The 11,214-nt window shown below is 67.2% G+C and carries 14 protein-coding genes; 7 read left to right on the top strand and 7 right to left on the bottom strand.

Features of this window, described 5'->3' with window-relative positions; all coding sequences use genetic code 11:
• Nucleotides 1–174: 174 nt before the first annotated feature.
• Nucleotides 175–1,011 (bottom strand): SAM-dependent methyltransferase, encoded by an 837-nt coding sequence (locus tag ACFV15_RS12225; protein ID WP_378350263.1) that lies wholly within the window; start codon nt 1,009–1,011, stop codon nt 175–177.
• 165 nt (nt 1,012–1,176) lie between these two features.
• Between ACFV15_RS12225 and ACFV15_RS12220 the strand changes: the two genes are divergently transcribed.
• From ACFV15_RS12220 to arfB, 7 genes are all read left to right on the top strand, one after another.
• Nucleotides 1,177–2,055, top strand: a complete 879-nt coding sequence (locus ACFV15_RS12220) for a helix-turn-helix domain-containing protein (protein WP_378350262.1) — start codon at nt 1,177–1,179, stop codon at nt 2,053–2,055.
• A 231-nt stretch (nt 2,056–2,286) separates the two neighbouring features.
• On the top strand, nt 2,287–2,520 hold the full coding sequence (locus ACFV15_RS12215) for a DUF397 domain-containing protein (RefSeq protein WP_378350261.1): 234 nt from the start codon (nt 2,287–2,289) through the stop codon (nt 2,518–2,520).
• Nucleotides 2,504–2,866, top strand: a complete 363-nt coding sequence (locus ACFV15_RS12210) for a hypothetical protein (RefSeq protein ID WP_378350260.1) — start codon at nt 2,504–2,506, stop codon at nt 2,864–2,866. Before ACFV15_RS12215 ends, ACFV15_RS12210 begins: the two co-directional genes overlap by 17 nt.
• Nucleotides 2,867–2,987: 121 nt before the next feature.
• Nucleotides 2,988–4,526, top strand: a complete 1,539-nt coding sequence (purF, locus tag ACFV15_RS12205) for an amidophosphoribosyltransferase (RefSeq protein ID WP_378350259.1) — start codon at nt 2,988–2,990, stop codon at nt 4,524–4,526.
• A gap of 28 nt (nt 4,527–4,554) precedes the next feature.
• Nucleotides 4,555–5,625, top strand: coding sequence for a phosphoribosylformylglycinamidine cyclo-ligase (purM, locus tag ACFV15_RS12200; RefSeq protein WP_378350258.1), 1,071 nt, complete (start codon nt 4,555–4,557; stop codon nt 5,623–5,625).
• Nucleotides 5,626–5,662: 37 nt separating this feature from the next.
• A complete protein-coding gene (locus tag ACFV15_RS12195; RefSeq protein WP_378350257.1) occupies nt 5,663–6,313 on the top strand; it encodes a hypothetical protein in 651 nt (216 codons plus the stop codon).
• A 25-nt stretch (nt 6,314–6,338) separates the two neighbouring features.
• On the top strand, nt 6,339–6,755 hold the full coding sequence (gene arfB / locus ACFV15_RS12190) for an alternative ribosome rescue aminoacyl-tRNA hydrolase ArfB (RefSeq protein ID WP_378350281.1): 417 nt from the start codon (nt 6,339–6,341) through the stop codon (nt 6,753–6,755).
• Nucleotides 6,756–6,827: 72 nt separating this feature from the next.
• Here arfB and infA read toward each other — a convergent pair whose 3' ends face one another.
• The 6 genes from infA to ACFV15_RS12160 all read right to left on the bottom strand — a co-directional run bounded on the left by infA (nt 6,828) and on the right by ACFV15_RS12160 (nt 11,162).
• Nucleotides 6,828–7,046, bottom strand: a complete 219-nt coding sequence (infA, locus tag ACFV15_RS12185; RefSeq protein WP_378350256.1) for a translation initiation factor IF-1 — start codon at nt 7,044–7,046, stop codon at nt 6,828–6,830.
• Between the two features lie 268 nt (nt 7,047–7,314).
• On the bottom strand, nt 7,315–7,833 hold the full coding sequence (locus ACFV15_RS12180) for a hypothetical protein (RefSeq protein ID WP_378350255.1): 519 nt from the start codon (nt 7,831–7,833) through the stop codon (nt 7,315–7,317).
• A 69-nt stretch (nt 7,834–7,902) separates the two neighbouring features.
• Nucleotides 7,903–8,406 carry a DinB family protein gene (locus ACFV15_RS12175; RefSeq protein WP_378350254.1) on the bottom strand — a complete coding sequence of 168 codons (504 nt, stop codon included), beginning with the start codon at nt 8,404–8,406 and terminating at the stop codon, nt 7,903–7,905.
• 61 nt (nt 8,407–8,467) lie between these two features.
• Nucleotides 8,468–9,220: a GNAT family N-acetyltransferase gene (locus tag ACFV15_RS12170; RefSeq protein ID WP_378350253.1), complete on the bottom strand. Its 753-nt coding sequence runs from the start codon at nt 9,218–9,220 to the stop codon at nt 8,468–8,470.
• A 155-nt stretch (nt 9,221–9,375) separates the two neighbouring features.
• Nucleotides 9,376–10,029: a VanZ family protein gene (locus ACFV15_RS12165; RefSeq protein ID WP_378350252.1), complete on the bottom strand. Its 654-nt coding sequence runs from the start codon at nt 10,027–10,029 to the stop codon at nt 9,376–9,378.
• 239 nt (nt 10,030–10,268) lie between these two features.
• Nucleotides 10,269–11,162, bottom strand: a complete 894-nt coding sequence (locus ACFV15_RS12160; RefSeq protein WP_378350251.1) for a Gfo/Idh/MocA family protein — start codon at nt 11,160–11,162, stop codon at nt 10,269–10,271.
• Between the last annotated feature and the right edge of the window lie 52 nt (nt 11,163–11,214).

Here is an 11,214-nt window from a genome sequence, read left to right as displayed (position 1 = left end):
CGGGGGCCCCCGCCCGCGCGCCCGCCCCGGGTCCCCGCCCCCCCCCCCCCCACGGCCTCCCCATCCCCCCCCGGGCGTCGTGCGTGGGCCCGCCGGCGACAACCGTCGGGCACACTCACGACCTCTGAGCTGCGGAAACGCAAGCTGCAGAGTGCAAAACAACCGGCGAAAAAACTAGCGCTTGCGCGCCACGCCACCGGAGATGGTGCGCTGGGCCGAGTTCAGGTCCTTGATCCGCGGACCGTCCGGCCACCAGTCGGCGCACAGCACGACACCGGGCTGGATCATCTCGAGGCCGGTGAACAGCTCCTCGATCTCGGCCTTGGTGCGAAAGGTCCCGGAGCCCATCGGGCTGTGCAGGAAAACGTCTTCCATCTTGCGGGCGAGCGCGCTCAGCTCGTCCTCCGGGTCGGAGAAGTGGCTGATCGCCACGAACGAACCCGACGGCAGCGCCTCGACGTACTCGCGCATGATCTCCGCGGGCCGCTCGCGCGGGCCGTTGAAGTGGTGCAGCGTGCCCATCTGCAGCAGCGCGACCGGCTCGGTGAAATCGATGTGCTTGCGGACCACCGCGTTCTCGATGACCTCGCGCGGGTTGAAGATGTCGGCAGCCACGAAGTGCGTGTTGTCGTTCTCTTCGAGCAGCGCGCGGCCGTGCGCGAGTACGACCGGGTCGTTGTCGACGTAGACGACCCGGATGTCCGGGTTGACGCGCTGGACGACCTGGTGCGTGTTCTCGGCCGTCGGCAGGCCGGAGCCGCAGTCGAGGAACTGCGTGATGCCGGTCTGGTTGGCGAGGAAGCGACATGCCCTGATCAGGAAGTTGCGGTTCTCGACAGCGAGATCCTGGGCTTCCGGCGCGACGCTCTGCACGCGGCGGAAGGTCTCCCTGTCGATCTCGTAGTTGTCCTTGCCACCCAAGAACGCGTCATAGACCCGGGCGATGCTCGCCCTGGTCGGGTCGACGCCGACGGGTGCTGGGCGGTCGGTGGGGGGAGCGGCTCCGGGCATTCTCGGCCTCACAAAACTGTGTCGAATATCGCGGACCACACGTACGGTAAGGGTACGCGCTCGCGGCGTAAACTTCGGCTGGACCTTGACGGTCATGCCCAGGCGGGTACGCTGAGTAGTCGGGCTGTACCTGAATGCCGCACTGTTCGCACGAGAGGTCGGGTTATGAACGCGGTGAACGCGTCCGGTGGAGAACAGAACCTGGGCCCCACTGCCCGGAGGATGATCCTCGGCTCTCAGCTGCGACGACTACGCGAACAGGCCGCCATCACAAGGTCCGAAGCCGGCTACAACATCCGGGGTTCCGAGTCCAAGATCAGCAGGCTCGAACTCGGCCGCGTCGGTTTCAAAGAGCGAGATGTCGCCGACCTCCTGACGATGTACGGGATCACCGAATCGAGTGAACGCGCGGCGTTCCTCGACATGGTCAAGGAGTCGAACCAGCCCGGCTGGTGGCGCCGCTACAACGACCTCATGCCCACCTGGTTCAACGACTACGTCGGGCTCGAGGAAGCGGCCACCCGTATCCAGACCTGGGAGCCGCTCTACGTACCCGGCCTGCTCCAGACCGAGGACTACGCACGCGCCATCGCGAGCTACGGCCGCCCCGAGAGCGCGGACGACGCCGTCGAGCGCCGGGTCGCGCTGCGCATGCGCAGGCAGAAGCTGCTGCAGCGGCCGGACGCCCCTCGCCTGTGGGCGGTCGTCGACGAGTCGGTGCTCTACCGCCCCATCGGCGGGAGCAAGGCACTGCACAAGCAGATCGAGCACCTGCTCGAAATCACCAGCATGTCGAACGTCTCGGTGCAGATCCTGCCGTTCCGGCTGAGCGGGTACGCCGCGCAGGGCGCGTTCGCGCTGCTGCGGTTCGCCGAGCCGGAACTGCCCAACATCGCCTACGTCGAGCACCTCACCGGAGCGCTCTACCTGGAGAAGCTGGACGAGATCGAGTCTTACAGCCGTTCACTCGACCGGCTGGCAGTTGACGCGGAGACGCCGGATCGAAGCAGGCAGATCCTCGCGAAACGCCTGGCCGAAATCTGAGCCGGACCGCCCGGAAGGCATCTTGACAGGTGCAAAAGTCCCTGTTCACCAGGCCTTTCGTCACTCGTTAGTGTGAGTTGACCGAGCATGATCGCTACTCTGCGACTTATTTGCAGGCAACTTCTGCACGTGCATTTACCTGCGCATGCACACGTGCTAGCTTCGATTCACAGTCAGATGCACATGCAGATGCAAGCCCCGAGAGATCGAAATCGGATGAGGGTGGACGTGATGGAGATTGTGAACGGCATTCAAGCCGATCTGCTGACCGACGCCAGGTGGCGCAAGAGCAAACGCAGCGGTCCCGTCGGCAACTGTGTCGAGGTGGCGACCCTGAGCACCGGTGACATCGCCATGCGCAACTCGCGTTTCCCGAACGGCCCGGCGCTCGTCTACACGAAGGCGGAGATCGAAGCCTTCCTCGGCGGCGTCAAGGACGGGGAGTTCGATGACGTCCTCGGCTGAGGCCGAAACGACGGGCGTCGACTTCGAGACCGGTCTGCGGCGACTCGTCGCTCGTGGCTACCAGTTCATGCACCCGCGCAACTCACGCGGCGAAGTGCTCGCGATCGTCGGGATCCGCGCCCACGACAATGTGGTCGACGTGGTCCGCTTGGACGACGAGGACGACGTGACCGCCATGCGCATGCCGGGTGACGAGGAGAACGTGCTCGAACCGAGCAAGGTGCTGTGGCAGTCGGCCGGCACGGTCGCGACCGTGCTGACCGAAGTGCTCGCCCTGCCGGAAGACCACATCCCGGGTTCTCTGGTGCTGCCAGGCGACTCCCAGTGGCTGGCTGCCTCCGCCTAGTCACGCTAAAGACTTCAGGCCCCGCACGACAGTGTTCATCACCACGTCGTGCGGGGCCTGACTCATGTCAAGACCGTTTACACTTGACGCGGCCTGCCCTCTTCTTCCTGGGAGCACCTCGGTGGTTTCCGACCAGTCACACACTGGACAGCCCGCAATCGACGAACCCGACCCAGAGCCCCGTGAAGAATGCGGTGTGTTCGGTGTCTGGGCGCCTGGTGAAGAAGTCGCCAAGCTGACCTACTACGGCCTCTACGCCCTGCAACACCGCGGGCAGGAGGCAGCCGGCATCTCCGTCTCCGACGGCACGCAGATCGTGGTCTTCAAGGACCTCGGCCTGGTGAGCCAGGTGTTCGACGAGCAGATCCTGCAGTCGCTGCAGGGCCACATCGCCGTCGGCCACTGCCGCTACTCGACCACCGGCGCGACGATCTGGGAGAACGCCCAGCCGATCTTCCGCACCACGGCCACCGGCAGTGGACTGTCGTTCGCGCACAACGGGAACCTGGTCAACACGGCCGAGCTCCGGCAGCGCACGCTCGACGCCGGCATCAAGCCGCACGCCGGGCTCACCGGATCGTCCAGCGACTCCGACCTGATCTGCGGCCTGCTCGCCGCGGCCGCGGCGGACAAGGGCATCGAAGCGGCCGCGCTCGAGCTGCTGCCCACGCTGCGCGGCGCGTTCTGCCTGGTGTTCTCCGACGAGTCGACGCTCTACGCCGCGCGTGACCCGCACGGCGTGCACCCGCTGGTGCTCGGCCGCCTGGAGCGTGGCTGGGTCGTCGCGAGTGAGACGGCGGCGCTGGACATCTGCGGCGCGTCGTTCGTGCGCGAGGTCGAGCCAGGCGAGCTGATCGCCATCGACGCCGAGGGACTCCGTTCCAGCCGGTTCGCGAACCCGGAGCCCAAGGGCTGCGTGTTCGAGTACGTCTACCTCGCCCGCCCCGACACCACGATCGCAGGCCGCAGCGTGCACGCCACGCGAGTCGAGATCGGGCGCAGGCTCGCGAAGGAGCACCCGTGCGACGGTGACCTGGTGATGCCGGTGCCGGAGTCGGGCACCCCGGCCGCCATCGGCTACGCGCAGGGCTCCGGCATTCCCTATGGCACCGGCCTGGTGAAGAACGCCTACGTCGGGCGCACCTTCATCCAGCCGTCGCAGACCATCCGCCAGCTGGGCATCCGGCTGAAGCTGAACCCGCTGCGCGACGTGATCCGCGGCAAGCGGCTGGTGGTGGTGGACGACTCGATCGTCCGCGGCAACACGCAGCGCGCGCTGGTCCGCATGCTGCGTGAAGCGGGCGCGCTCGAAGTGCACGTCCGCATCGCCTCGCCGCCCGTGCGGTGGCCGTGTTTCTACGGCATCGACTTCGCCTCGCGCGCCGAACTGGTCGCGAACGGCGTCGACCTCGACGGCATCCGCCGCTCGATCGGCGCCGACTCGCTCGGCTACGTCTCGCTCGAAGGCCTGGTCGCGGCGTCGGAACAGCCGAAGTCGCGGCTGTGCACGGCGTGCTTCTCCGGCGAATACCCGATCGAGCTGCCGGAGGACGCCCTCATCGGCAAGCACCTGCTCGAAAGCCTCGACGCGGTCAATGGCGCGGCGAAGCCTGTCGCCCCTGCCGGGTACGGTGCTGAGGACGCAATTCGCCGTCCCTGACCTTTCTACTGTTTGGAGTGCGCTTCCCGTGAGCGAGTCCACGAGCGCGACGTATGCCGCCTCCGGCGTCAGCATCGACGCCGGTGACCAAGCCGTTGAGCTGCTGAAACCGCATGCGGAGCGGGCCACCCGCCCCGAGGTGCTCGGCGGCGTCGGCGGTTTCGCCGGTCTGTTCTCGCTGAAGCTCGACCGTTGGAAGGAGCCGGTGCTCGCGTCGTCGACCGACGGCGTCGGCACCAAGATCGCGGTCGCGCAGGCGCTGGACAAGCACGACACGGTCGGCATCGACCTGGTCGCCATGGTGGTCGACGACCTCGTGGTGACCGGCGCCGAACCGCTGTTCCTGCAGGACTACATCGCGGTCGGCAAGGTCCTCCCCGAGAAGATCGCCGCGCTGGTCGGCGGCATCGCCGAGGGCTGCGTGCAGGCAGGCTGCGCGCTGCTCGGCGGCGAGACGGCCGAGCACCCCGGGCTGATGGGCGAGCACGACTACGACATGTCGGCCACCGGTGTCGGCGTGGTCGAGCGGTCGCAGCTGCTCGGGCCGGACAAGGTCCGCCCCGGCGACGTGGTGATCGCGCTCGGCTCGTCAGGGCTGCACTCCAACGGCTACTCGCTGGCCAGGCACGTGCTGCTGGAGATCGCGCGGATGCCGCTCGACGGTCACGTCGAGGAGTTCGGCCGCTCGCTGGGCGAGGAACTGCTCGAGCCGACCAAGATCTACGCGAAGGACTGCCTGGCGCTGGCCGCCGAGGCCGAGGTCCGCACCTTCTCGCACGTCACCGGCGGCGGGCTCGAGGCGAACCTCGCGCGCGTCATGCCGCGTGGCCTGGTCGCCGCGCTCGACCGCGGGACGTGGACGCCGGCGCCGGTGTTCGCGCTGATCGGCCACCGCGGCAAGGTCGAGCGTGCCGAGCTGGAGAAGACCTTCAACATGGGCGTCGGCATGGTCGCGATCGTCGCGTCCGAGGATGTCGACCGCGCGCTCGCGATGCTGACCGCGCGGCACATGCCCGCGTGGATCCTCGGTGACGTCCGTCCCGCCGAAGACCCCGACGGCCCGCGCGCGGTGCTGTCCGGGGACCATCCTCGCTTCTGATGACAACGGATCGCGGTCCCGCCTCGTACTAGAAGGCGTGGACCGCGACCTCAAGGCACTGCTCGACACCGCGGTCCGCGTCGAACCCTCATTGCGGATCGACGCCGCCGCGGTGCTCGCCGATGGCAGGCGCCGGTTGCGTCGCAGGCGGCTCTTCACCGTCGGCGGAGTGGCCCTTTCGGTGATCGCCGTGGCGGTTTCGGCCGTGTTCATGGCAACGCGGCACGCCGACCGGATCGCCGCGCAGAGCCCACGGGAGCGGCAGCTTTCGGCCACGTTCCTGCTCGCCGACCACCTGCCGAACGGGATGACAGCGAGCGGGCCGAACCGCTTCGTCCGCACGGAAAACGCCTACGAACTCCACGCGGAGCTGACCGACCAGCTGGGCACGGCCACCCTCGACATCGGCGTCACGCTGCCCCGTCCCTGGACCGCCGGGTGCGAGCAGTATCACCGCGTGTTCTGGTGCGGCGTCTTCCTGCTGCCGGACGGTTCGCGCCTGGTGGCCTACCAGAGCGAGGATCCGCCGGGGATGTTCGAGTTCCTCGTGGTCAGGCAGGTCGGCGACCACATCGTCTCGGTGCGGCTCTCGACCCGCGGTACCGACGGACGGCCGACCAGGCCGAAGCCACCGCTGACCATCCACCAGTTAATCGGCATCGCTTCTTCGCCAGCGCTGTCACAATGATCGGGTGGCAGCGTCTCCGTCTGATGTGGTGGTCGGTTCCCGGTTCGTCGTACCGGGCGCCGAGCTGAACGAGCGCTTTTCCCGCTCGTCAGGCCCCGGCGGGCAGGGCGTGAACACCACCGACTCCCGCGTCGAGCTGTCGTTCGACATCGCCGCGTCCACGTCGATCCCGGAGAACCTGCGAGCCAGGATCGTCGAACGGCTCGGCGGCAGGCTCGTCGACGGAGTGCTGACGATCGCGGCCAGCGAGCACCGTTCACAGCTGATGAACCGCGAGGCCGCACGCGAGCGCCTGGCCGTGATCCTCACCGAGGCTTCAGCACCGCCGCCGCCGAAGCGGCGCCCCACCAAGCCATCCCGTGGCTCGAAAGAACGCCGCCTCGCATCGAAGAAACGCCGCAGCGACGTCAAGAAGGGCCGCGGCGGCCGCTTCGACGACTAGTCGTTTCGTGGCCGTTCGGTATGAACCGAGCGTGCGCGTTCTGGGCCGCTCAACGGCCCAAAACGCGCCCGATCACCGGTAGCGGTAGAGGATCCGGCCCCGGTTCAGGTCGTACGGGCTCAGCTCGACCAGTACCCGGTCGAACGGCATGATCCTGATGTAGTTCTTCCTGATCTTGCCACTGATATGCGCGAGCACGTGGTGCCCGTTCGGCAGCTCGACCTTGAACCGCGCGTCGCGCAGGCATTCGAGCACGGTTCCTTCGACTTCGATGCCGCCCTTACCGGCCATGACGCACCAGCTCCAACGTGCTGTTCGCCAGTGGCAGGAACAAGCCGACGGTCGCGGGTTCGCCCGCGGTGAAACGAGAAGTGTTCATGGTCGCCTTTCGGGAGTGCCTGATCGAGGCGCTCCCGGCAACCCCTACGTCAGTCGCCAGACCGTGACAACGAGGGGAGCACCCACATCGAAACAGCGTTCATGGGGTCTCACCTCCAGATGTCGAGTCACGTTCCCCGGAACCGTAGCGACGCGCCAGCGGCCCCGTCCATCGAATTCGTCAGGCGACGTTGTTGAACCGGTAGGCGAGGTAGTGCCCGGGGTGGCTCGAGTAGTACGGGAACGGGATGTCGTCGTAGTGCGCGCCGTAGCTGGGCGTCTCCTCGTACATGTAGTACCTGGTGTGCGCCGAGTTGGCCCACTTGTGGAAGACGGTCACGTGGTTGTTGTCGTCCAGCATGATGTCGCCTGCCGCGAGCTGGGAGTTGTTGATGCGGTGCGCGTACCTCGCCAGGCTGGCGGTCGTCGCACCGGGCTTGCTCAGGCCCCAGGCCATCGAGACATAGCCGGAGCAGTCCTTGCGGTAACCCTGGTACTTAGCGGTTTTGCTGTACGAGACGTTGGCCTTCACCCACGCCTGCAGCCGGGCGATGATCGTGGCGCGCGAGACCTTGGCCTCGACGGCGACGACGTTCGCGGGCTCAGCGCCTTCGTTGTCCGGCGAGGCGACGGCGGGCGAGGTCACGACCGTGCCTGCCAACAGCGCGAAAGCGACCAGCCCCAGAACGCGTCTCTTCATGTTCATTCCCTCCGATGTGTGAATCCGGAGTGGAACGATGCCCGTGGGATCGCCCAGATCCCGCCCAGATCATGCCCCGGTGACCCCGTCGACCCCCTCGCGCAGGAAGTCGGCGTGCCCGTTGTGGCGGGCGTACTCGTGGATCAGGTGCAGCATGACGAACCGCAGCGAGACGTTCTCTTCCCACCTGTCGAAGTAGGCGCTGAAGTCGAGCGACTCGGCCTCCCGCTCGATGCGGCGCGCGTGCTCGACCTCGGCCTCCCAGGCGGCGAAGGCCTCTTCGCGGGTGGAGTCCGAGGCGTCGTAGGCCGCTTGGAAGTCGCGCTTGTCCGACCAGACGTGCTCGATGTCCTCGGAGTTGAGCACGCGACGGAACCAGTTCCGCTCAACCTCGGCCATGTGCCGGACCAGGCCGAGCAGGCTCAATGTCGAGGGCGGCATCGACTGCTTGCGGAGGTCTTCGTCGCCGAGGCCCTCGCACTTCATCGCGAGCGTGGCGCGGTGGAAGTCCAGGAACACGCGCAGCGTCTCGCGCTCGTCACCCTGGCGGGGCGGATCGGGTCGTTCGGTCACGGCTCTCCCTTTCGAAAGACGTGAGGGCCTCCCGCGCGGGAGGCCCTCACGTTGAAAATCGCTACTCCAGGCGCAGGTTCACGAAGCTACCCGCAGGCCGGAACCCGACCCTCGCATAGATCCGCTCCTCCGGGACACCGGCTGGGGTGAGGAACACGGTGTGCGCTCCCCGCTCGTGCGCCGCACGGGTGAGGTACTCGGTGAGCGCGGCCGCGAGACCTTGCCGCCGGTACTTCGCGCGGACGCCGAAGCCGGCGACCTCGATGGTGCCGTCCGCCATCGGTGTTGCCAGGCCGCCGCCGGCGCCCTCACCGGAGTCGACATGCCTGGCGAGCACGGCGAGGCCGCCATTGGCGACCATCTCGCGCCGCCCGGCGAGCGACTCCGGGGTGATCGGGTCGGGATCGTCGAACGCCTCGCTCTGCGCACCCATCATGGCGAGGTATTCCTCGTCCGACTCGGGGGTGAGCAGCTCGAAACCCTCGGCCACCGGTTGCACGGCGACCTCGCCACGCGGGCAGACCATCAGGGGAACGCGCCGTTCGAGCTGATAGCCGGCCGCGAGCACGACCGGCTCGACCTCCGGCATCGACTCGCCGAGGAACTCCAGGCGCGGGATCAGATCCCGCTTCCGGTAGGCCTCGGTGAGCCCGTCCACATCGGCGTGTGTCGGGACGGCGCCGTCATCGGGAATGGCGTAGTTCAGGAACGGATTGGCTGAGCTCCGGGAGAAAGTGGCCAGGAACGGCCCGATTCGCTCGGTTTCACGGGCTTTGGCCGCGGTTGTGCGCATGTAGGACTGAACAGCAGACATGATTTGTCTGGGAACCTTTCGGGCAGGATGAACTCAGGTCGACGTGTAGGCGTCGCGATGACGCCACTAGGAGGCGTCAGGCATGAGGCATTCCCCTGTTGTCCGAAGGTGAGCCCATCATGTCATGCGGGGGCAACCGGTTTATCGAGCGAACTTCACAGCCGAGCCGGACCGTTGGCGAGGCGGCTTGTGTCGACGACACGGAAACACGTCGGCTCCCACACCGATCTCGGCACCCGCAGCTGGATCGAGGCCTCGCAAACACGGCGGGCCTGGACCGGGATGACCACCTGCGGGCGCAGCCACCATGGACGGGCGATCGCCGCACCCATGGTCGCGCCGAGCGCGTTGAGTATGACGTCGTCCGTCGCGGTCACCCTGCCGGCGTGCAGGAGGTACTGCACCGCTTCCACCAGCATGGACAGCACGAGTGCGGCTACTGCGATCCGCCCCACCGACCGCAGGAACCGCACCCGGAACGGCAGGAACATCCCGAGTGGGGTGAGCATCAGCAGATTGCCGCCCACCTGCCAGAACGAACCGCCGTCGCCGAACGCGGTCGCCATGTCCGCGCCCGGAGTCAAATGCAGGGTGCTGGTACGCGAACCCGCGACGGGCATCATCACCAGCGCGAGCACGAGAACGGAAACCAGGCAGATGGTGACATCCATGGCTGCCGTGAGCTTCGCGTCGTGCTCTCTTTTCCGCCTCCGTGCCGCCGTCAAGAGTGGCCAGGCGATCAATGCGTACGGAACGGCGATGATCGTCAGCGGGATCATCGCCCCGAAATTTCGCAGCAAATCCCCCACGCGACCCCCTTTCCCAGGTTGCGTTTTCAAGATCAACCTTAGGCACGGCAAGATCAACTCTGCGCGCTGAACGAGGACCACTATTCGGTGATTCTCGATTCGCGCGCGTGTCGCTGCCGTGGTTCAGTAGCAGTCGCTACCGTCCACAGTGGACTCTGTGGACAACCCTGTGGACAAGTTTTCGGCCGTACGTGAAAACCCTTGCGCGTAAACGGTTTCCCGATTGTGGTGCCTGTGTACTACTTTGCGTTGGCGAGGGTTCGCGCTTGGTGAATGAGCCGCTGGAGATGCAGGCCGCGCCGCACGTCGCAGGGGTGTTCGGTGGTTCCGCTAGCCGCCATTGCGGCGAAATCGTCGAGCAGCGCGACATACGATTCCAGCGCCGAGCCGGGCTTGCGTCCCAGCGATCGGTACCCGTGCAGGCCGTAGACACTGAGCTCGACGATCGTCGGGTCGATGGGCAGGCGCAGCGAGAGCGTCGCCGTGCTGGTGGCCCCGCCGTCGTGCTCGAACAGGACCTGCCACAGGTCATCTTCGGTGACATGCGCGGCGACCACACTGGTGATCTTGCCGAGCGCGGCGTCGAGCAGGTCGAACGCGTGCGGCCCGATGTCAGCGAGCGCGCCCTCGTCGGTCCGCCACTGCGAGCCCTCGTAAGCGCCGCCGAGCAGTGCGCCGGACAGCCAGCGCGCGGTCCCGCCACGCCACTCACCCGATGCGGCGACATCGGCGAGCCACTCACGGGTGATAGCGGCGAAACGCAACGTCAACACCACCAGCGAAGCCACGCCCGCCTCGGTCACGGCGTCGGCCAGGCGCTCGGCGGAGGCCAGGTCGGGCGCGATCGGCTTCTCCAGTATGAGGTGCTTTCCGGCCCGCGCCGCTTGGACGCCCAGCTCGGCCTGCACGGACGGCGGCACCGCGAACGCCACGGCGTCGACCTGGTCCAGCAGCTCCTCGAAGCTTCCGACGGCCACCGCGCCGTAGTTGTCCGCGAGCTCCTTGGCCGGCTCGGGACGCCGCGTCCAGACCGCGGTCAGCTTGGTTCCCGGATGATCCGCCAGGCCGGGGGCATGGATGAGCTTCGCCCAGGGTCCGGCACCGACAAGGCCAACGCGCAACGGGGTGTCCACGGTGGGGAGTCTATTTGTGAGCCCGGCGGCCTTCCGCACCTCACCTGACTGG

The sequence above is a fragment of the Amycolatopsis sp. NPDC059657 genome (assembly GCF_042734395.1).
In the GTDB taxonomy this organism is placed as follows: domain Bacteria; phylum Actinomycetota; class Actinomycetes; order Mycobacteriales; family Pseudonocardiaceae; genus Amycolatopsis.
Note: the sequence above shows the minus strand (reverse complement) of the source record. Positions and strands in the feature narration are given on the sequence as shown.